The sequence below is a fragment of the Clostridium sp. CM042 genome (assembly GCF_055080995.1).
This window is the reverse complement of record NZ_CM143646.1, coordinates 403,501-426,238: the sequence shown is the minus strand read 5'-3', so window position 1 is coordinate 426,238 and position 22,738 is coordinate 403,501. Positions and strand designations below refer to the sequence as shown.

Sequence of the window (22,738 nt, the reverse complement as noted above, 5' to 3'; positions counted from 1 at the left end):
TTATAATTATTTTACTCGTTGAGCAATTGGATGGTTCTCTTTAAACTGCTCCAAATCCCATAAGTTGCCGTATAAATCTTTGAATACTGCAACTGTACCCTATGATTGTTCTTTAGGTTCTCTTACGAATTCTATATCTTCTACTATCATTTCGTTATAGTCTCTCCAAAAATCATCTGTTCCAAGGAATAGGAAAACTCGTCCTCCTGCCTGATTCCCAATAAATGATAATTGTTCAGGTTTGGAAGCTCTTGCAAGCAATATTGTAGTTCCTGACGAACTTGGTGGAGACACTACCACCCAACGTTTATCTTGTTCTGGTTGGTATGTATCTTCTATTAATGTAAAGTTTTTTCCCAAATTGCGCTTTGCCTAAAATATTACATTCAACTTATTTCAGATATAATTGATTTTATAGTACAGAAGTGAACACTCGTGACTTAAGTCATGAGTATTCACTGTAATGCGTTTTTCCAATCTATAGCAAGCTTATAATGCGTAAACCTATCATTGGGAAGATAATCACTATAGTAACTTATATTTTAGGCTACTATAGTGATTAATTTATATTTGGCGTTGCATATATTTAGCCTTGTTTTTTTTATATCTTAAAAATAAGGACAGTATAAAACCAATTACAACAATTATAACTGCAACTTTCATTGAATAACGAAAACCGCTATATAGCGCTTGTACCTTGATTTCAAGAGTATCTCCATTGCGTGTATTATTAAAAAAACTGTTTTGACCTGCCGTCATAAGACCTATAAATAGTGTTGAGCCAATTGCTGCGGCTATCTGAATTGCTGTATTTGTAATAGCAACACCATCCGCTTGTTGCGCGCTTGATAATTGATTAAGTGCATTTGTTTGACTAGGTGACAGTGATAAAGCTACTCCTAAGCATACAAAACAATATAATATGGTAATTGTCTCTACAGATGTAGATACTCCAATATGAGATAATGACCACATGGAAATGCATATTATAAATAAACCAACAGGTATTAGTATCTTGCCTCCAAACCTATCAAAAAATCTGCCCGCTATTGGTGTAATCAAGCAGTCAATTATAGCAGCTGGAAGTAAAACAAGGGCTGCGGTTAAAGATGAAGTGTTTAACCCATTCTGCAATATAAGTGGCAGTATCATATTCATGGAGAACTGTATCATCTGTGTAATTACAAGAAGCATTATACATAACGTGAATAAAGGATTCTTAAAAACACGTATTTCGAGCATTGGTTGTTTTAAGGATAATTGACGCCTACTAAAGAAAATTAATGCTATTATTCCAGCAGCAAAGGATATAATAATAGTTAATTTACTTGCATCTAAATCATTTATAGAACTTATACCATATATGGTTCCAGCAAAGCCTATAGTTGATAGTACAATAGACAAGTAATCAATTTTAGGCTTTGTTATTACAGAAACATTTTCTAAAAATAGTGCACCAGTAATTATTGATATAAGAGATAATGGAATCAACATTATAAATAAGGATTGCCAATTAAAAAAATGTAATAATGTACCGGAGACTATTGGACCTAATGCTGGGCCAACTAAAATTGCACAGACACATAAGCCCATGGCTGAGCCACGTTTCTCCGGCGGATTTATTACCAAAGCTGTATTCATCATTATAGGTATTAGCATTCCTGTTCCTGTTGCTTGTATCATTCTTGAAATAAGCAGGGCCGGGAAAGAAGTAGAGAATACAGCAGATAGTGTTCCTGCTAAGAATAATATCATTGCACTTAAAAATAGCGGCTTTGTATTGAAGCTATGAATAAGAAAAGCTGTAATTGGTATAAGAATACCAACTACTAGTACGTAACCAGTAGCAAGCCATTGCACTGTGGTAGCAGTTACATGCATTTCCTCCATAAGCTTAGGTAATGCTACATTTAGTATGGTTTCATTAAATAGCGATAAAAAACCTCCAAATAGCAATACAGCCATAATGGCTTTTACATTATACTTCTTATCTTTTTCAAAATTACCTCTTTCTAATTCCATAAATTGTATTCTCCTTTTTCTTAATTAGACCAGTCTATATATTTAGTTCAAAATAACTCCCACATAAAATATATACTATAAGAATTTAATTATTTAATAATATTTCTACTTCTTTACTTACTGCTAAAAGCGAGGAAACTTCCCTCTTAGTTACAGACACAGTAATTGCACCTTCAATCATTAAATTAATGACCATACCTAGCTCCTTAGCTTTTTCTTTATTAAACCCACTTTGGATTAACTTTTCTGCATATACATTTTCCATAACTATAATGGCCTCGTTGCAAGCCTCCCTTAGCTTCTCACTTAAAAGATATGTTTCTAAAGATAACAAGCTAATAGAAATATCCTGAAGCTTACCTTCACTATTCAATTCTTCTATTATGTTTTTTATATTGTATTGCATAGCCTTAACTGGATTTGAATACTTTCCGAGTGCAGTTCGTATACTTTTTTCTATAGCTTCACTTGCTAGTTTTATAGCCTCTACAGCTAGCTCTTCCTTACCATTTGGGAAATAGTAATATAGAGACCCTTTAGGTGAACCACTTTCCTTTAAAATTTGATTTAAGCCTGTGGCATTATAACCTTTAAGCTGAAAAAGCCTAGAAGCAGTAGTAAGTATTTTTTCTCTTGAATCAGTTTTATTATTCATCTACTCACATCCTCTATCTTAAATTATAACAATTGGTCTATATATATTATACTGTTTTTATTTTTATATTGTCAAGAAAATATAACCCCCTGGGTAGCGATCCCTACTGGTCTTATATTGGTATTCCAAAGCAAATAATCGTACCATTTAATGAAGATTCAACGCAATTTATAAAGCCACCATGAGCCTCAACAATATATTTAGAAATGGAGAGACCAAGACCGGAGCCGGGAATATTTTGATTTCTGCATTTCTCGCCTCTGTAGAATTTACTAAATATATAAGGAATATCAGCTGAGGATATCCCTATTCCGGTGTCTTTTATGTATACATTAAGATACCTACCAGTGTTTTCAAAATATATTGATATGGCTCCATCTTCTCTTGAATACTTAATACTATTTGAAACTAAATTGTACATTACTTGAGAAAGTCTTTTCTTATCACCATTTAACAAAAGGTTAGGTATTTTATCAGGGAAAATAAAATTAATTTCCTTGCTAGTTATCTCTACAGATAAATCTTCTAATATATCCTTAAAAAAATCACCACAATAGAACTCAACTAATGATATGTCCATTTTATTAAGCTCTGCCTTTGAATGTTCTAGTATATCCTCTAGAAGCTTAGATAACATTTTCACTCTATTTAATATTATTGTACAATATTTTTCAATACCTGCCTTATCTTTAACAATACCATCCTTAATACCAGACACATATCCGTGAATGGCAGTTAGAGGGGTTTTAATATCATGAGATAAGCAAGCTAGAAGCTCCTTTTCACTTACCTTTATTGACATTTCCTTTTCCTTTGAAAATTTAAGCTCGTCTCTCATGGCTTCAAAATCATGGCAAAAAAGACCCATTTCTGTATCATAGTCATAATGAATTTCATATGTGAAATCACCGTTTAAAATTCTCCGGGCACTTTCATGAAGAGAATCTAAGGGCAATAAAATATCCTTTTTCAGTAAAATATAAGTGAAGATTATCAGTATAATTATTGTAGATAAAGATATTATAATAGGCAGTACATCTATAAATGTAACTAACTTAGGTGAAGTAGATACAAAGTCCTCCTTAGGAATTAAAAAAATTGCCGTACCAATTTGAGTACTATTTACAATTAGTGGAGTAGAATATTTAATTAATCCCGGCTGGGCTAAAGAAGCTTTATTATCGTACTCCATAAATTCATTTAAATTAGCTACAGCATCTTTTTTATAAATACTTATAGAAGAGTACAAGACCTTTCCATTTAAATCTATAACAGTATAAGGGAAATCAGTTTTCAAAGGAAATTTAGAATTATTACTTACTAATGTTTCTTCTACACTTATTTTTATGGAACTTGTTAAAAGTCTTCCCTTATTAACTGTAGGATAAAAGCTGTTTTTATTATATATAAGATTTGTTGAATAAATAATTACAAATGCTACTAATACAATTACAGATAAAGCGAAAACTTTTACTTTCAAAGCTATGCTTTGCCTATCCATCTATTGCTTCCTCCCATTTGTAGCCAACTCCCCAAACAGTTTTAATAAAATTAATATTGTTCAAAGAAAATTTCTCGCGAATTCGGTTTACATAAACAGCAACTGTATTTAAATCTCCAAAGTCGCTTACTCCCCAAACATTATCATAAAGCTGCTGCTTAGAGAATACTTGACATGGATAATCAGATAAAAAATCTACTATTTCAAATTCTCTGGAGGTTAAGTGAATCTCTTTTCCCTTAAAGGTTGCTTTATAGCTTTTACTATCTACAGCTAACTTACCAAACTCTTTTATTTCAGAAGCATACTTCTTTGAAGGATAAACATCTTTTAATGGAATTGAAAAGGTTTTATATCTCCTAAGATGAGCTTTTATTCTAGCTATTATCTCCATGGGGGAAAAAGGTTTAGTTATATAATCATCAGCACCAACCCCTAAGGATAAAATCTTATCAATATCTCCACTTTTAGCAGAAAGCATTATTATAGGTATTAGAGAGGAATTCCTAATAATTCTGCAGATTTCGATGCCATCCACCTCAGGAAGCATTATATCTAAAACAATAATATCCGGATTAAAACAGTTAAAAACAGCAAGTGCATTTCCTCCATTATCACAATAATCAACTATAAACCCTTCACTCTTTAAATAATCTTTTAATATATTCCTGATGTCTATATCATCTTCAATGATAAGGATTTTTTCATTTGCCATAATATACCTCCAAATACTTTGTAATTACATTTTACCATAAAATCATAAAAAAGAGAGTTTACCACCCTCTTTCTTTCAAAAATTCAAATATTAAACCCTCTCTATTTCCATCGTCTGATTTAGAGAATTTATCTAAATCAAGTTCTCCATCTATTCTACCATCCTTTAAATATATTAATCTGGAAGCACGAGCAGCAGCCTTTAAATCATGAGTAACCACAACTACTGTTTGACCATTATTATTTAAGTCCGATAATATGTCTAGAACCTCTTCTCCCGCAGTGGAGTTAAGTGCTCCTGTGGGCTCGTCTCCAAATAGTATTTTAGGGGATGTAATTATAGCTCTTGCCACTGCTGCCCTTTGTTGCATACCACCAGAAATTTCTGAGGGGTATTTTTTCTTAGCATCTTTTATACTGAGGGTTTCAAGAAGCTTTAAGGTTTTCTCATTGACTTCTTTTTTATTTTTATTTACTCCATAACCACAATAAGCTATATTTTCAAAAACCGTTATGTCCGGCAGTAAATTTATACTTTGAAATACAAAGGATATATCTTTCTTTCTAATTGATGAAAGTTCCTCCTCTTTCATTGAACTAATATCATTGCCTAAGAGATTGACACTGCCACTTGTAAGTGAGTCCATACCACTTAAAGTATATAATAATGTAGATTTACCAGAGCCTGAGCTTCCCATAATTACAGTAAAGTCCCCTTCATAGATGTCTAAACTTAAATTTTTTATCACATTAAGAGCAGTTTTACCTGTGACAAAGGATTTGCAAAGGTTATTAGCTTCTATAACTGTTTTTTTCATCAAATCACTCCTCCATTAATTCAGTAGGCTTAGTATTTTTTATAGAGTTGCAGCATATAAGTGTTGTTACTAATATTAAAATAACCATAATGATTATTAGTAACAACATTGTTACTGGAGATATTATTAACACATCTAATTTACTAACTGCTGCAGCAATCATGGGTCTTGCTATCGTTAAATTAAATATGATAGCTATAATAGTGCTAAATAATGTTAATATTAATATCCTATATAGATATCTGTTTCTTATTTCTTTAGAGGTAAATCCTAGTGCCTTCATTATTCCAAAGTGTCTTCTATTATCCCTAATATTCATTATTATAATATTTAGTATTGTTATTGAACAAAAGACTATAAATACCACAATTAACAAATTTGTAATTGGGAGTATTGTTCCAGGTATAGAGCTTGTAGTATCTTTAAGCATAGGGTGAATATCACTGACATCTAAGTTCGGATATTTATTATTAATCTCTTTCTTAAAATCTTCTATATCAGTACCTGTTTTAAGGTTTACAAAAATTTCACTACCTATAAATTCAGGAATTTTCTTTTCTATTGCAGAATTTAATATTCTTATACCATATCCATTATTCAGCATTGAGTTATATGAGCCTGCTATTAAATAGTTTGTTTTTTTATTGTTTATAGATAGTTCTATATAGTCCCCTAAGGATAACCCTGCATCTTTTAATATTTTTAAAGAAACAGCTACTTCTTTAGAATTTTTGGGATTATGCCCATCTATGATAGTAAATCCTAAAGAGCTATTATAGGAATTCATTGCAAACACATCGTACAATGTACTCATTATAGGGTGTTTTTTAGTGTCCAGTTCTACTACATCCGTTAGCATCATAGATCCATAAACATAATTTTTAATTCTTTTGTCCTTCTTTACATCATTCAAAACCTTCTTCAAAACTCCTGATGGGCTAACCATGAGCGGAGCACTGATGGTTACATTACTTTTAGGTATTCCAAACCAAATAGGAGCATTTTCCTTCATCTTTGACATAGACGCATTTGCATTACCAAAGAGCAGTACAAGAGTTAGGGATAATGTTAAGGTTAAAGTTATAAATGCGGTAACCTTTTTATATTTAAACACATCGTTTATTGCTAAGGCTAATGGAGATGTGTTATTTTTGATCAATGATTTTGTTAACTTTTTCCTTGAAGAAGTAATACCAGTTCTAAGAGCCTCCACAGGGGTGATCTTATTAGTTTTTCTAATTACAAAATACAAATTAATAATTACTACTAATGTAAATGAAATTATTGTAGATAAAATAACACTTACATTAATACTTACACCTCGAAAATCACCAATATACTTTAAAACTTTAGAGGCTGTGTAATTTAATATAGGGATACTACATAGCGCCCCAAGGATGCTTCCAATAAATGCAATTGTTGAGTAACCTATAATATAGAATTTGAGGATTTCTCTTTTAGAAAAACCAAGAGCTTTGTATATTCCAATAGATTTATATTCTTTTAAAATATTATTCCATATAATAAATCGCATAAGAAATACTGAAACAATAAACACTAGAATTGAAGCTAAGGTTGCAATGCCCCCCATCATAGACGAAGCCATAGTGGAACTTAATATTAACAAATCTTTATCAAATACAAATCCACCAACTTTTATAGAAGTTGTCAAATCCTTTTCTACATTAGCTACATTAGTCCCACTTTTAACATCTATAAAAATTAATGATGTTTTCCTTAATGAAGAAAATTCCTGTTCACTATTCTTATTGGTATATAGATTAATTATACCCATAGTAGAAGAGGGCTGAAGAGAGTCATTAATTAAGGAAGAAACCTTTAAAGTAACGTCCTTTGTCTTTGTTTTGATGGTTAAGCTATCTCCAAGGTGAATATTATGAATTTCTGCGAGCATCTTAGTAATCCACACTTCACCTTCTTTAGGACAACTGTCATTATTTGATGTGTTACCCTTATTTAAGCCAAAGGGAAGATTTTTGCTATCTTCTATTGGAACAACATCGTACATTGAAATCTTTAAATTTTCACCATTGTGATAAAGGTCATTACCAGAGGTGAATGCCTCGATAGCTTTAACATCCTTAGCCTCTGAATTACGCATACCCCACTTAAGTACATCATTTGTAGAACTTTCATTAGCGTTATAACAAATTATATCGTAAAATTTATCATTAGAATAAAATTTATTAACATACCCTTGAATAGAAGTTAACATGGACAAACTACTTGTAAATATTAAAGAGGATAAAAATAATAACACTCCTATTAAAAAACATTGAAGTTTCTTCTTTTTCAACTTTTTAAGCCACATATAATTACATCCTTTCCTTAATTCTATAATACATAAGAAAAATTAAAGAAAAACATTCAAATTATTAATGAAATCTTACAAATATAATTATTCAACAAATATTTCACCCGACTACCTCAAAATTATAAATGAATATCTGAAAGTTCCGCTTTTACGCTTTCATTTTTGCTTGATATTTTGTTACCATGTATCACATTTTCATGGATACATTTCTTGAAGGAAGCTTAACTAGGCCATCGTTAAAATATTACCATATATTATGATCTATTCATATACTTGTCACTGGCTTTAATATGAAAAGGAGCCCTTAGGCTCCTTAATTGGTTTGATACGATAAGCTATTAAATTTAATCTAATAGCTTATCGTATTCATTTAGTAGTTCATCTAACTCTTGGCTAAGTACTACTAATCTGGGATCAGTTAAGGTTTCTTTTTCATCCATTAACTGATGCAATAAAGTTCTGTGTTTTTCAATTTGTTGTAATATTTCATCCAATTGTGTCATAATTCCCCTCCTTTCTCTACCAATTATAGCGAAAATTGGTAGAGGTTTGTCTGCCATTATGTAACACCCATATTTTAATGTAAAAGAAAAGACACCCTTCCGAGTGTCCTTAGTTGCAACTGACTATTTTCCAAAATCGAACTACCATTGCTCCCCTTGACATGGTCAAGCAAAATTGTAACACTTGTGTGTAATTAATTATTTAGAATATCGTTTCTCAAAGGGAGTTAACCCTCCCAGAGAACTATGATGCCTTTTACGATGATAATATCGAATCATTCATCGTTGGCACAACACTTGCATTTGCTATTGGTGTATCCGCTATATATTCTATAATATTCTGTTTTGCAGGTTATTTAGTCTTTGAGAAACGAAATATTTAACTAGTATCTCGTACGCTACCTAGATTCTCCTAAAAAGCTCTGATTTTCTTAAGAAAATCAGAGCTTTTTTAATAACCACCATGGTCTGCTAACGTTAATATTGCAGCTTAGCAGGAGATGATTTGATTATTATTTATTTTGATATTATCTCTATACCATCCTCAGTTACAAGCATTGTATGCTCCCATTGTGCTGAAAGAGATCCATCAGCTGTAAGCGCTGTCCATCCATTATCTTCATCTATATATATTTTATGACTTCCGCCATTTATCATTGGTTCAATCGTAAATACCATTCCTGGTGCTAAAACCATACCTGTTCCTTTATTTCCAAAATGAAAAACAAATGGATCCTCATGCATATTTAGCCCAACTCCGTGTCCGCCAAAATCTCTAACTACTGAGTACCCATTACTTTCTGCATATTTTTGAATAGCTGCTCCTATGTCACCTAGAAAGCCCCAAGGTTTTACTGATTCTATTCCCTTATTTAAACATTCCTTAGTTATTTCTACTATCTTCTTAGCTTCATTACTTACTTCTCCTATCATAAACATTCTTGATGCATCTGAATAATATCCATTAAGTATAGTAGTTGCATCGACATTTATAATATCACCATTTTTAAGTACTACATCTTTACTTGGTATTCCATGACACACTTCATCATTGATAGATGTACAAATACTTTTTGGAAACCCATCATAATTAAGAGTAGCTGGAATTCCACCCTTGGATATTGTATATTCATGAGCTAGTTTATTAATTTCTTCTGTGGTCATTCCTTCTTTAATATTCTCACTAACTAAATCTAAAAGAGCATTATTAATTTTAGCACTTTTTCTTATTCCTTCAATTTGCTCTTTGCTCTTAATAAGATTTCTTGTTGGAACTATGCAGCCTTGTTTCTTCAAGGTTTCTAGTTTTTTATCAAAGTCCAAATGGCAATTCTTATATTTTAGTCCACTTCCACACCAGCATTTATCATTTCTATTTAAAATCATATACATCCTGGTTAATTAAATCTGAACATAATTGTACATTTGATTTAATTAACCAGTTCACCTCCTTATTTTTAATATTATATCCACCGTATACATTTTGGTCTTGATAATAGTTTCAAGCTTTTTAGACCATATCTTTTTAATATCTCACCATTTGTTTGTGTCATGTTAAATTGATTTTTATTTGGGTATAATGCTGTAATATATCCAATATACTCGGTTCCATTTTTCTTGGTATACTTTACATAATCTCTATGCTTAAATCCTTTTACAATTAGCTCCGCGTCACCCTTAGATTTTTTACGTAAAGGTGATATTTGCCAGTCTTTGATATCAATATTATTTTTTTTGATATCTACGTTACATATAACTAAAGCATCATTTGAGTGTGTTTTTTCTATATCCCAATCATTTCTATGGTTTGCAGTATCGCCACCCGTAGTTAAATATAATGGGGCTATTTTCTTAAGTTCAGTTTGTAAATTTTTTTTACCTTGCATAACATGCAAGGCATCACTAAGATTTAATTTTCTACCTTTTATTATAGCTAAATATTGATCTATTAACTCGATTTCTCTGCCAAAGGTTTTTGTGTGACATGACTTGCATAATGTTACAACATTATGTATGCTGTCGGCTCCTTTAGCACGTCTTGGTTTAATGTGGTGTTCTTGTAGATTTTCTTTAGAACCACAATCAACACAAGTAAAGTTATCTCTCACGAGTGCCGCTATCCTAATGTTATTATCCAGTCTATTAGATTTTTGATATTGCCATTTGTATAGCCTTCTACCTTCAGTTAGAACTCGTATGTCTATTAACACATTTTCTAAATATATCGAATCTATCTTAATCCATTTGGTTATTTTGTTTACAACTCGTAAAATGGATTGTTTCTTTTGCATTATCGTTGGAGCAAGTCTACTTTTTCTTTTAGATGATTTCCTATTATCAAATCTCTTTTCTCTATACCTTTTATGATATCTATGATATGTCCTATACCCTTTTCTTATAGCCATTTTTTTAGAAACGTCATGTCTAAGTTCTATAGTCCCCTTAAAAATTGGTTTTACTTTGTTATTACAATCTTGGATTATTCCTAGTCCAACATGTTTACTCCCATCGTCAATTCCAAGATAGGTTTTAGTTTTATTATTGTTATTCTCCTTAACTATTTTAAACAATTGTATTACCATCGGAAATTTATTAAGCATTTTTGCTTTTTTATTTCTAATAAGGTAATAAGCTTTATTTTTGTTGCATGGGCTTAGTCTGTTGCCAGCTAAGTCCAGTACAAATGAATATTCGACCATTTCTAGTCAACCTCCTTACGGGAAATTTTTCTTCTTGCCAATGTAAAATGATGGTGCACTGAATTTCGGTGTGTCTAATCATAATTAAGCCGTAGCAAAACCTTAGATTATTTTCCTCCTCATTATCGTAGAGCATCAGACTGAAGTACATCTAAAGGTACGTCTTTAACCTGTCATTTCACGTAGTTCATCGTGCTACAATCTTTTCAGATGCTACACTCACTTAAGCTTGAAAGCAACGTTCACTGCATGAACAACTAAATATGTTCACTTTTGTTTGAAATTATTTAGATTTTTTAAGCAGTTTAGTAGCTCCTATATTAGTATTAATCTATTATTTAATAGTTCCACCATGAAAAAAGCACTCATATACCTTTGTATCATCAAAATAAATTTCCTCATATCCTTGAAACCATTTAAATTCTCCATTAACAATGCAATGATATTTATATTGTCCATTTTGATATACCATAGGTCCACGATATGGATTTTCCTTTGGTACTAAGCTCAAGGCTTCTTTTAAAAAGTTTCCTGAAAATCCTTCACCTATAATTCTGCCTGTATAATTCATTGACCAAAATGGAATATCATCCTTCCATAAAGCCTCTTCTCCTGCGAATTGCCCTCCCCCTAAATAGGTATCAATATATTTTAGATTTCCTTCTACATACTCTAAATCATGTGAATTAGGTCTTGAAGATTGGATCTCGGCACCCTTTCCTGCATATGTAGATCTCTTTGCAGTACATAAAAATTCTATTATTTTTTCATTTATAGAAGCAACTTTATTCTCTTCTATACATAAACGGCAATTTTCTTCATAATCATTAACTAGTTTATCAATACTTACTTTAAAGAAATCACTTAATGCAATTAGTCTTGCAATGTCAGGATATGAATGTCCAACTTCCCACTTTGCAACTGCCTGTCTTGATATACCTAGCATTTCAGCTAATTTTTCTTGTGATAATCCTTTTTCTTTTCTAAGAATTTGCAATTGTTCCTGAAAACTCATTTTTAATCACCCCTACATAAGTCTACTAATAAAACGACCATATTGCTACCAATTAAACATAACATTTTTGTCAACTAGAGGTTGCCCTTAAATTTTAAAACGCTTTAATTAAATCATACTACAGTACTATTATAAAATATAGTTGCATTCGCAACTATATTGTTCTATTATATAATTAGTAGGAATTGCAACTAATTTAGGAGGAATGCGACAATGGATGAAAATAAGAACTCATTAGGAAGATGGATTTCTCTTTTGCATAGACATGGTCATGTATACGTGGGAAGGCAACTTAAGCAATATAATATAAGTAAAGGTCAGTATACATTTTTAAATGCATTATATAAAAAAGATGGAGTACGTCAGGAACAATTATCAGATTACCTTAAAATTGATAAGGGTACCACAGCAAAGGCTATAAAAAAGCTAGAAGATGATGAGTATATCATTAGAAAAATAGATGCAAAAGATAAAAGAGCATATAATGTTTATCTTACTGAGAAATCATTGAAACTAAAACCTATGGTTAGAAAAGCCATGATGGATTGGATGGATATTTTATTCTCAGGATTTAGTGAAGATGAAAAGAAAACCTCCTTAGCACTACTCGAAAGAATGGGAGAAAATGCCACAACTTACACACATGATTATTTTAACAATGATGCAGTTCATTAGGAGATGATAAAAATAAACATAGCGTTTACTACTAAAAGGATTATCAACAGTAACTTTCATGCTCTTACACATAAAAATTATAGATATTTTTGGATGGGTCAGTGTCTTTCTTTAATAGGTACCTGGACACAAAATATAGGGCAATCCTGGCTAGTACTTTCTCTAACAGGATCTCCATTTTTACTTGGACTTGTCGGAGCAATGCAGTTTTTACCCATAACCTTTTTCTCATTGTTTGCTGGGGTACTAACTGATAAGTTTCCAAAGAAAAAAATACTGATTTTCACTCAGAGCGTATCGATGATATTAGCTTTTATATTGTCAGCATTAGTATTTACAAATACGTTAAAGTATGAACATTTAATCGCCTTAGCTTTATGTCTTGGATTTTGTAATACTTTAGATATGCCAACTAGGCAAGCCTTTAATGTTGAAATAGTAGGAAAAGACGATTTAATGAATGCCATTGCTTTAAACTCAGCCACTTTTAATTTAGCAAGAATTATTGGACCGGCTATTGGAGCTCTACTTATGGGATATCTCGGAGCAGGATGGTGTTTTTTATTAAATGGTTTTAGCTTTATGGCAGTTATCTATGGGCTGGTTCATATTGAAGCAATCAATTATGTTAGAAAGAAAACTTCTGAAAAAGGCATGCTTAAAGAAATATTGGATGGCCTTAAATATATAAAAAGCAAATCTATATTACTCGAAACCTTGATATTAATTAGTATTATGGGAATATTTGTTTTTAACTACAACGTTCTAATCCCTGTATTTACAAAAACCGTACTACATATGCAGGAAAAAACCTATGGAATTTTACTTTCTTCACTTGGAGCAGGTTCTCTCATTGGAGCACTTCTCATGTCTTTCAAAAGTAAAAATGGTCCAAATAAAATTCTTATGATTGGTAGCTCTATTGGAATTGGCATAATGTTAATTTTTACAGGCATAAGTAATTTATATTATTTTACTGCCTTAAGTTTAGCTGTAACAGGAATATTTAATATGTTTTTTTCCACCACCGCAAATTCCATGTTACAACTAAATTCTAAGGATGAATACAGAGGACGAGTTATGAGTGTTTATTCACTTGTATTTGCTGGATTCACCCCTCTTGGAAGTCTTCTTTCAGGGTTTGTGGCTGAAAAATACGGTGCTGACACTTGTTTCATATTATCAGGTATTTCTGCAATAATATTGATATTGTTACTTGTTACCTGGGCTAAACTTAGAGAAAATGGTAAAGTTACATCCGTATAAATTAAATCATCTCATGCGGAGCTGCAACAGCTTCGCAGAAGCTGCATTGACGACTTCCTCTTCTAGTATTGTTAAAATAATTCTACTATGCTAAAATTATATTAACAATAATTTAATAAAAAAAAGAGGTGAATTGTTTATGGCATACTCAACTGGTGAAAAACCTGGAAATGGTAAATATGTTTGTAAAATTTGCGGTCAAAAGGTAGTATTAGATGATAATACCGATACTTTACCTCCCTGTCCTAAATGTAAAAAAACAAACTTTAGGAAATTTTAATATAAAATAATGGTACAATATAATCAAAAATACAAGCCCTTGTGTGGGCTTATTTTTTTTGTAACAATCTATAATTATTCTACAACAGGAATCTTATAACTATATGTAAATACATCCTTTCATTATCTATTTATAGAAACTTTTGAGCTTTTCTAATAACTCAAATTAGTTTGATATAATATTCAGATCCCTAACATCTGAATCTAAACTATTTAAAAAAGTAACTTCTTTGTAATAACTCTCTTTCAAAAATCAGTTATAATATACTTAGTTACAACAAAATATGCACTAATATACCAAGTATAGTCGAAACACAATAATTGTAAGGAGAGGTGCAAAGAACATGAGTTTAAATATTGTATCAAAAGCAAGTAAAAAAAGAAAAAAAAGATTAAGGAGAAACTTAATTATAGTAGGAATAATTGTGTCTCTACTAGGAATACAATTGCTTATTATGTGTTCTACTATATCAAAATACGACTTAAAAATCTATCCTGAGGTGTGGGTAGAAGATATAAATTTAGGTGGCATGACTAAGGATGAAGCGAAAAATGCTGTTATTAAAAATCGCAATAATATTATTGCTAAAAAAGATATAACAATAAACCTTAATGACAAACAATATACCGTTCATACATCAAAACTTGATATAAAACATGATTATAATGCTGTCATTGATAAAGCTTACAATATCGGCAGAAACGACAATTTATTTAAAAACTATTTTGCTATAACGTCCCCTGGAAAGCAAACTTTTGATGTTAAATATACCTACAATTATGCCATTGTAGATACACTACTTAAAGATATTGCTAAAGACAACAATAAAAACGCAACAGATGCAACTATTTTCAGAAACAATTCAGGTCAATTAATTGTAACAGAAGATAAATATGGTCTTAGTGTTGATTCTGACAGTTTAAAAAAAGCTATAATAAATAAAGTTAATAATATTGAAAAAGATCAAGATTTAGTAATCCAATCTAAATTAAAGAAAGTTGAACCTAAAATTAAAGAAAATGATTTAAAAGGTATAAATGCTCAAATATCTAGTGTTACAACTAACTTTAGAAATTCAAATGAAAATCGTTCAGAAAATATTAGGTTATCTTCTAGTGCTATAAATGGGAAAATAGTTATGCCAGGAGATATTTTTAGTTTTAATGATGTAGTAGGTGATAGAACTATTGAACGAGGATATAAAACATCAAAAGAAATTATAGGCGATAAATATGTAGATGGCATAGGTGGTGGAGTATGCCAAGTTTCAACTACACTTTATAATGCAGTACTTAGAACTAATTTAACATCTCTAGAAAGACACCCACATACAATGCGTTCTAGCTATATTGGTGCAGGATTAGATGCTACGGTTGCCTACGGCCTTCTAGATTATAGGTTTAAAAATACTAATTCTTATCCTATATATATAGAATCTGCAGTACATAACAAAAATGTAACATTTAGTATCTACTCAAATTCAATTCTTAATGATGAAAAATATAAAATTGTTAATGAAGTTGCAGGCAAGAAGGTAACTGTCTTTAGAATAATGTATAAGAACGGTAGTCAAGTGTCTAAAACTTTTCTTTATACTGATAAACTTTCATAGAAAAAATCAATATTAGTTGGACAACCTACCTTGCCTATGAACTGAACCACTAAAAAAGAACATTACAAAATCCCCCCAATTGTAGGATAAGAAAACTATGATTTGGGGGATTTTTATGTTCTTTTTAAAATATTGCAAGTTATTTCCCCGCTCATGTCTTTATATACCTTAGGTCCAACCATATTGATTGAGCCAACAGGCTCTCCATAGGAGATTATTTTAGCTCCTCTTTTTATACCTTCTTCTATATATTCTACAATACTATCCTCAATTACCTTTAAAAATCACACTATTTTTAAGTTCATTGTAACTTATTGTACTTGCAATTATATATAAAGGTCTGTCTTTACTCTCATCAGATATTCTTCCAATATATTGCCCTATAATAGCGAGAAAGCAAAACATAATGCCAAACATAATTAAGTTAATGGAAAGTATTAGACCTAAATTTAATATATTGCTTTGGTTAAACAGTGAGGTTGTAATACTACTAATTAATAAAATAGTACCTATTAAACCTGCAAATGCTCCAAAGTAGCCAGTAATCATTAATGGTTTATAAGAGAAAGAGGTTATCCCATCAAAAGCTAATTTCATCATTTTATTTAGAGAATATTTTGTTTCACCAGCAAATCTTTCTTTACGTACAAATTCTACAAAGGTTTGTTTATATCCAACCCAACTAACTAAACCTCTTATATACCTATTTTTTTCTGGTAATGAATTTAGGGCATCACATACTTTTCTATCTATAAGTCTGAAATCTCCAGCATCAACTGGAATATCAATACTCGTCATACTTTTTAGTAATCTATAGAAAGATTTAGCAGTAAATTTCTTGAAAAAGGTTTCACCCACTCTCTTAACCCTTTTGCCATATACAACCGCATAGCCTTCTTTCCATTTTTTAATCATATCTAAAATAGCTTCAGGCGGATCTTGAAGATCCGCATCTATTACAATAATAGCATCACCTAAGGCCTTATTCATTCCTGCAGTTATTGCAGCTTGGTGTCCAAAATTTCTCGAGAAATTTATAAGTTTTATACTCTTATCTTTTCTACATATATTTTCTGCTTTATCCCCAGTTGAGTCACTACTTCCATCATTAACAAATAAAATCTCATGATTTTCAAGTGTACGATCCATAACGGATTTTAATCTTTTGTAACTCTCATTTATAACAAGTTCTTCATTATACAAAGGCACTATTACAGAATAAATAATTCCATTACTCATTATTATCATTCCCTTCACTTTAATTATTTAATGTTTCTCCATAATTAAAATTATAAGGGCAAATTGTATCAGCAGTATCAAATTAATATGTGAACTTTATGTGATAAGTTATATAAAAAGGCTACCTAAGAAAAGCAGCCAGTTACTGTTGGAGTGTATAAGAATAAAAACCACCATTTACTATACAGTTTTACTGCATAGTAAATGGTGGATTAAAACTAGAAAATATTTTTTTGGTTTATGGCGTTATCCTAAACATAAGTTTATTATTTTGTAGTATCAGCAGCTTTTAAATCATATAACTCTTCGGAACTTCCACCACCAGGTTGCTGATTTTTTAAATTTGTAGGATCTTTCCATTCACTCTCTTTAACGATTTTACCGGCCTTTTTAGCCCAGGTCATGATTTCGTTACTTGAGCCGCCACCTTGGCCTCCTATCATTACGTACCTAACTTCTCCTTTACTCACTAGGGATTTAAACTGAGCGAGTGTTATTGCTTTATCAGTTCCGAAAAAGCCCCCTGTCATTACAGATTCACCAGTTTTAAGTATTATATCTGTTGCATTACCATTGGTAGATGATGTAACTAGGATATATTTTTCAGTTGTTTTATGACTTATAAGGAATTCTATTAATTTTGAACTACTAGTATTATTAGAAACATTCATTTTTGAATCTCCCTTTTGAGAACTAGAGATTAAACTAAGTCCTGCAGATGGGAATGTTCCAGACATAGTGTTAAATATAGTAGTTCCAGACCAAATTGTAGGTGTTATTAAAAGCCCTGTTATAGCAGTAGCTACTAATAGCTTTTTTAACTTTATATTTTCGTTTTTTATCAGTTTAAGAATAACAAGTATAATCGACGAAACAAAACATAAAACAGACATCGAAATCATTAAAATCTTAGTGATACTTGAGTTATTGTAAAAATAAGATAAAATTAGTAACTGAACTAATCCATCTACAACAAGTGCTAATGGTAAAATCCAAGATTTCAATCCAGCCTCTTTATGAAGTTCCCACATAGACACAATTCCGATTCCGGCGAGTGCTGCGATTGGTGGAGCAAGCATTGTTAAATAATAAGGATGAAATAAACCTGTTGTGAAGCTGAAATATATAAATTCGGGTAGTAACCACATTGACCATAAAATTAAAGCTAATTTTTTCTTGTTATCAAAAGCAGGTTTAAGTTTTTCTTTTATTGCAGCTGCTATAAAGCCGAAAACAGCAATAGGGAATAGCCAAATTATTTGATCAGACATACTATTGTTAGAAAACAATCGTGTAATGCTAGATTGTTCACTGCCACCCATGCTACCGCCGCCAGCATTTCCTCTTTGAGACTGACCGCTTTGACCGACATCACCCGTTGGCATCGTGCCACGTTGACTACCTTCTGTAGGAGGGGTGCCACCTTGTCCATTATCCGTAGGGGGAGTGCCACCTAGTCCATTATCTGTAGGAGGAGTACCTCCTTGCATTCCTTTTTCAGCGTTTTTATCATTGGTAGTGTTTTTTGAAGCATCTGTGACTGCATCATTACCAGTTGGAGGAGTTCCACCTTGGGTTTTACCACCACCCATACCATCGGTGGTACTACTTCCAATTCCAAGCCTTTCGAGTCCATTATGTCCAATTATCAGTTCTAATTCTGAATTATTTGTGCTACTTCCCACATAAGGTCTGTTTGCAGTAGGTATTAAATCTACTATAATAGCCCAAGAGAATGAAAAAACAAGTAGAACCATCGTTCCTGAAATAAGATGAATTATCCTCTTTTTAAATGAAACTGCACTTGATAAAAGATATGTTATATATATAGCTGGAATCACCATATAAGCTTGAAGCATTTTTATATTAAAACCAATACCCACAATAGCTAAACTTAAAAGTAGATATTTAAGTTTGCCTTTCTCAGCTGCTTTAGAAATAGCCCAACATGCGAGTAGTAGAGTTAAAACAAGCAAGTTATCGCAAGTATTATTTCTGCTCAATGCAACGAACACTGGGGTTACTGCAAGAAATAATGCTGAAAGAAGACCAGCTGTAGTTCCAAAGGATCTTTTAACAATAATATATATTATTAAAATGGAGATTACTCCTGCAAGAGCCTGTGGAAGAAGAATGCTCCATCCACTAAATCCAAAAATTTTAGCAGAGATTGCTTGAATCCAAAAACCTAGAGGCGGTTTGTCAATACTTACAAAACTAGTTGGGTCAAAAGATACGAAGAAGAAATTTTTCCAGTTCATAGTCATACTTTTTACACCAGCAGCATAATACAGATTTGAATATCCCTCTATGCTTAAGTTAGTAAAATTTAATATTCCAGACAATAATAATATTAATGATAATAACAGTTTTTCTTTTGAAAGTTTTAATTTATTCATTTTAATTTGCTCCTTTTTTAGAATAAGTATTAGCCATAATAACAGGCATGCTCATAATTGATTTGAGATTATATATTTCTGCTGGCTACTTTATTAAATACCCATAGCTTATAAAACAGAAAATTTGTTATTTGAGCCACAAAGGTGACAATTATTTTAGATATATATATGTTAATACTTAAGCTCTTTACTAAAAAATTCATTGTTAAAAGGGTTATAATAAGCGAAATTAAGTTAACTACAATAAATTGAAAAAGTTCATGACTAGTTTTTTTATTGGAATTAGTTGTAGAAAAAGTCCATTTTTTATTAAGCACAAAACTGTTAGCAACTCCAAAGCTATACCCAATTATCTGGCTTGCAATGTAATTTAGGCCAATTAATCCATGAAACAGTGTAAATATTAAAAAATCTATTAAAGTATTTGCTATCCCTACTAGTGAAAACCTAGATATATGCTTGAGCTTTCCATTTAAAATATAATTTATAAAGTTATTTAATGTTTTGATATTTTTTCACCCCCATTTTATTTGAATATAAATTTACTATTATTTGAAACGTATAGTACGAATATCTCGATATATAAGATTATACTCATTAATTGTAGTAGCAGTATCAAATAATTGTGTGAGCTTTATGTGATTGGGTGCAAATCACAAAAAGCAATCAACATTTCTGTTGATTGCTTTTATTTATAGACGAAATTTAATTGAAAAACTAACACCAATATCCCTATTTGTAACCTCTATTTCACCATTGTAATAATTTATAATTTTCTTGCAAATAGCAAGGCCCAGACCAAATTTCCCAGTCTTATCTTTATAGAAATTATCAAAAATATGAGACAAATGTTCACCAGGAATATTAGGCCCATCGTTATATATGCTGATTACTGCAAAAGCACCTTCTTTTTTTAAGCTTACGCATATTTTACTCTTAGTGTATCTAATGGAATTATCTAATATGTTTTCAATAGAAACCTGTATTTTATCCACGTTTCCATATATAATAGCTTCCTCAATGTTTAAATCCCACTTAATATTATTATTAATTAATTCGAATCTCTTTATAATATGGATAAGTAAGCGATGTAAATTAATATCTATACTCTCAATGTTATTCTCTAAAACATAATTAAGGGTATTTAAATATAATATTTGTTTAACTTTTTTTTCTAGGCTCAAAGCTTCATCTCTTATGATTTCAGCATTTTTCTCAACTGATTCCACATAAACACCGTCAATAATAGCCTCAGCATGACTCATAATTACCATAACTGGTGTTTTTAAATCGTGAGATATACTCTGCAAGAACATTTTTTCCTCTTCATCAGTACGTTTTAATTCTTTTTGCATCATATTCATTGAGTTTGCGAGTCTTCCAATCTCATCTTCAGTTTTAACATTGATAGGATTACTCCAATCTTTATGTGCTATTCTAACCGTACAATTTTCAAGTTCTTTAAGTGGTTTTGAAATATAATATGCAACTAATTTAGAAGTTAAAAAACCAATAGCTATAAATATTATTCCTACCCAAATCACCATATAAAGCAACCTATTATCTTCGATTTCAGGCATGTAGGTTATTAAATATGACTTTCCAGACCTTCCATATTGGATTGAACTTATTATGAAAATAAATTTTGTGTTATTGTATGATTTTTTAAATTCTTTTTGATTAAGAGTGCCTGGTGTAATAAAGCTTGACATCCACAGTTTAATATTTTTATCATTTACACTAAAAGGTACGCTAAGATCTTTAGGATCACCTGGTGGCAAACCTCGCCCTTTATTTATATTTATAATTTCAGCGTTATTATTTTCATGCACATTAACAATATAATAATCGCTACCTAATAGATTTTTCATCTCTTCAAATCTATTAGGCTGAGTAAAATTTTTAGTATTTATTAAATAATCATGAGATACTTTTAGGTCATGAATTCTAGCATTCTCATTTATGGTTTTAAAAGCAACGAGATAAAAAAACGAAATGCTAGAAATTATTATAAGTATTATGATTGTAAATGTTGTCCATATTCTCATGGTTAGTGATTTGAACTTAACTTTAAGTTTCCTCATGATTTGTACACTAGTTTATAGCCATACCCATATACAGTTTCTATGGTGAATTTATCTATCTTTTTTCTTAGTCTTCTTATAACGTCGTCAACTACTCTATCTGAACCGAAGTAATCATCTCCCCATACAGTATCTAGTATTTGTTCTCTAGACACTAAATTGTTTTTGTTTTCAATAAAATAATAGAGCAGTTCAAATTCTTTTTTAGTTAAAATAACCTCTACAGTTCCTATAAAAACCGTTCTTTGTTTCTTGCTAATGCAATATCCTCCCATATTTAAGTCATCACTTATTTGAGTGGCATCCTCTTTAGATATTCCATAAATTCTTTCTAAAAGTTTATTAGTTCTAATAATAAGCTCTCTAGGTAAAAATGGTTTTGATAAATAATCATCGCTGCCTAGCTCTAGTCCCACCACGCGATCAAGCTCTTCATTTCTTGCAGACATAAAAATGACAGGTGTATTTTTATTGTAAGATTTGATAGCTTTAATAATTTGATAACCATCAATATCTGGAAGCATTATGTCTAGTATCCAAAGATCTGGTGAATCTTCAATTTTTTCTATTGCAGAATTACCATTTGAAAAAGTAGTTACGGCATAACCCTCACGTTGTAGATATTTTTCCAGCAAAAGATTTAAACTTATTTCATCTTCAACAAGATATACTTTCTTTGACAAACGTATCACCCCCGACTTATTGTATACTAAATTCTATAGTTTATAAAAATAATTCAATTAATTGCATCCCATATATATTCATTAGATTATATTCTATCATAGAATTCTCAAAACATTTTAAATTATTTATGTGAAAATTATGTGTTTTGTAAAAAACAGTTATGATTTATATTCTCTATTAAATTTTATAATTATTTGTTTTTATTCTAAAAAAATTTAGTGTTTTTTTAAAAGCATT

General features: G+C 30.9%; 19 protein-coding genes and 1 pseudogene. 4 read left to right on the top strand and 16 right to left on the bottom strand.

The genetic code is table 11. The annotated features are described in order from the left end of the window. Positions 1-6 precede the first annotated feature (6 nt). The 11 genes and pseudogenes from ACWJJ7_RS02195 to ACWJJ7_RS02145 all read right to left on the bottom strand — a co-directional run. Positions 7-351, bottom strand: a pseudogene (locus tag ACWJJ7_RS02195) (VOC family protein); the annotation flags it as partial. Positions 352-564: 213 nt separating this feature from the next. Then, entirely contained in the window at positions 565-2,022 is a 1,458-nt protein-coding gene (locus ACWJJ7_RS02190; protein ID WP_462963734.1) for an MDR family MFS transporter, read from the bottom strand. 85 nt (positions 2,023-2,107) lie between these two features. Next, positions 2,108-2,677, bottom strand: a complete 570-nt coding sequence (locus ACWJJ7_RS02185; protein WP_462963733.1) for a TetR/AcrR family transcriptional regulator — start codon at positions 2,675-2,677, stop codon at positions 2,108-2,110. 112 nt (positions 2,678-2,789) lie between these two features. After that, positions 2,790-4,178 (bottom strand): HAMP domain-containing sensor histidine kinase, encoded by a 1,389-nt coding sequence (locus ACWJJ7_RS02180; protein ID WP_462963732.1) that lies wholly within the window; start codon positions 4,176-4,178, stop codon positions 2,790-2,792. Then, on the bottom strand, positions 4,171-4,893 hold the full coding sequence (locus ACWJJ7_RS02175; protein ID WP_462963731.1) for a response regulator transcription factor: 723 nt from the start codon (positions 4,891-4,893) through the stop codon (positions 4,171-4,173). The genes ACWJJ7_RS02180 and ACWJJ7_RS02175 overlap by 8 nt, the downstream gene beginning before the upstream one ends. A gap of 58 nt (positions 4,894-4,951) precedes the next feature. Next, positions 4,952-5,710 (bottom strand): ABC transporter ATP-binding protein, encoded by a 759-nt coding sequence (locus ACWJJ7_RS02170; RefSeq protein WP_462963730.1) that lies wholly within the window; start codon positions 5,708-5,710, stop codon positions 4,952-4,954. Positions 5,711-5,714: 4 nt separating this feature from the next. Continuing rightward, entirely contained in the window at positions 5,715-8,042 is a 2,328-nt protein-coding gene (locus ACWJJ7_RS02165; protein WP_462963729.1) for an ABC transporter permease, read from the bottom strand. Positions 8,043-8,389: 347 nt separating this feature from the next. Beyond that, entirely contained in the window at positions 8,390-8,605 is a 216-nt protein-coding gene (locus ACWJJ7_RS02160) for a Spo0E family sporulation regulatory protein-aspartic acid phosphatase (protein ID WP_462963728.1), read from the bottom strand. Between the two features lie 459 nt (positions 8,606-9,064). After that, positions 9,065-9,934, bottom strand: a complete 870-nt coding sequence (locus ACWJJ7_RS02155; RefSeq protein WP_462964920.1) for a methionyl aminopeptidase — start codon at positions 9,932-9,934, stop codon at positions 9,065-9,067. 77 nt (positions 9,935-10,011) lie between these two features. Then, positions 10,012-11,247, bottom strand: a complete 1,236-nt coding sequence (gene iscB, locus ACWJJ7_RS02150) for an RNA-guided endonuclease IscB (protein WP_462963727.1) — start codon at positions 11,245-11,247, stop codon at positions 10,012-10,014. A gap of 334 nt (positions 11,248-11,581) precedes the next feature. Beyond that, complete coding sequence (locus ACWJJ7_RS02145; RefSeq protein WP_462963726.1) at positions 11,582-12,262, bottom strand: DUF5680 domain-containing protein; 681 nt, start codon at positions 12,260-12,262, stop codon at positions 11,582-11,584. Between the two features lie 213 nt (positions 12,263-12,475). On the opposite strand from ACWJJ7_RS02145, the gene ACWJJ7_RS02140 reads away from it, so the two are divergent. From ACWJJ7_RS02140 to ACWJJ7_RS02125, 4 genes are all read left to right on the top strand, one after another. After that, positions 12,476-12,937: a MarR family winged helix-turn-helix transcriptional regulator gene (locus ACWJJ7_RS02140; protein ID WP_462963725.1), complete on the top strand. Its 462-nt coding sequence runs from the start codon at positions 12,476-12,478 to the stop codon at positions 12,935-12,937. A 3-nt stretch (positions 12,938-12,940) separates the two neighbouring features. Beyond that, complete coding sequence (locus tag ACWJJ7_RS02135; protein WP_462963724.1) at positions 12,941-14,203, top strand: MFS transporter; 1,263 nt, start codon at positions 12,941-12,943, stop codon at positions 14,201-14,203. A gap of 139 nt (positions 14,204-14,342) precedes the next feature. Continuing rightward, the gene (locus ACWJJ7_RS02130) at positions 14,343-14,483 is read left to right on the top strand and encodes a zinc ribbon-containing protein (RefSeq protein WP_462963723.1); all 141 of its coding nucleotides are present in this window, start codon (positions 14,343-14,345) and stop codon (positions 14,481-14,483) included. Positions 14,484-14,826: 343 nt separating this feature from the next. Further along, complete coding sequence (locus tag ACWJJ7_RS02125; RefSeq protein WP_462963722.1) at positions 14,827-16,095, top strand: VanW family protein; 1,269 nt, start codon at positions 14,827-14,829, stop codon at positions 16,093-16,095. 267 nt (positions 16,096-16,362) lie between these two features. Here the strand turns inward: ACWJJ7_RS02125 and ACWJJ7_RS02120 are convergent, their stop codons facing one another. The 5 genes from ACWJJ7_RS02120 to ACWJJ7_RS02100 all read right to left on the bottom strand — a co-directional run bounded on the left by ACWJJ7_RS02120 (position 16,363) and on the right by ACWJJ7_RS02100 (position 22,500). Continuing rightward, the gene (locus ACWJJ7_RS02120) at positions 16,363-17,334 is read right to left on the bottom strand and encodes a glycosyltransferase family 2 protein (RefSeq protein WP_462963721.1); all 972 of its coding nucleotides are present in this window, start codon (positions 17,332-17,334) and stop codon (positions 16,363-16,365) included. Between the two features lie 266 nt (positions 17,335-17,600). Continuing rightward, a complete protein-coding gene (locus ACWJJ7_RS02115; RefSeq protein ID WP_462963720.1) occupies positions 17,601-19,733 on the bottom strand; it encodes a glycosyltransferase family 39 protein in 2,133 nt (710 codons plus the stop codon). 68 nt (positions 19,734-19,801) lie between these two features. Then, positions 19,802-20,242: a GtrA family protein gene (locus ACWJJ7_RS02110; RefSeq protein WP_462964919.1), complete on the bottom strand. Its 441-nt coding sequence runs from the start codon at positions 20,240-20,242 to the stop codon at positions 19,802-19,804. Positions 20,243-20,425: 183 nt separating this feature from the next. After that, on the bottom strand, positions 20,426-21,820 hold the full coding sequence (locus ACWJJ7_RS02105) for a HAMP domain-containing sensor histidine kinase (protein WP_462964918.1): 1,395 nt from the start codon (positions 21,818-21,820) through the stop codon (positions 20,426-20,428). Then, positions 21,814-22,500 carry a response regulator transcription factor gene (locus ACWJJ7_RS02100; protein ID WP_462963719.1) on the bottom strand — a complete coding sequence of 229 codons (687 nt, stop codon included), beginning with the start codon at positions 22,498-22,500 and terminating at the stop codon, positions 21,814-21,816. Before ACWJJ7_RS02100 ends, ACWJJ7_RS02105 begins: the two co-directional genes overlap by 7 nt. Positions 22,501-22,738 lie beyond the last annotated feature (238 nt).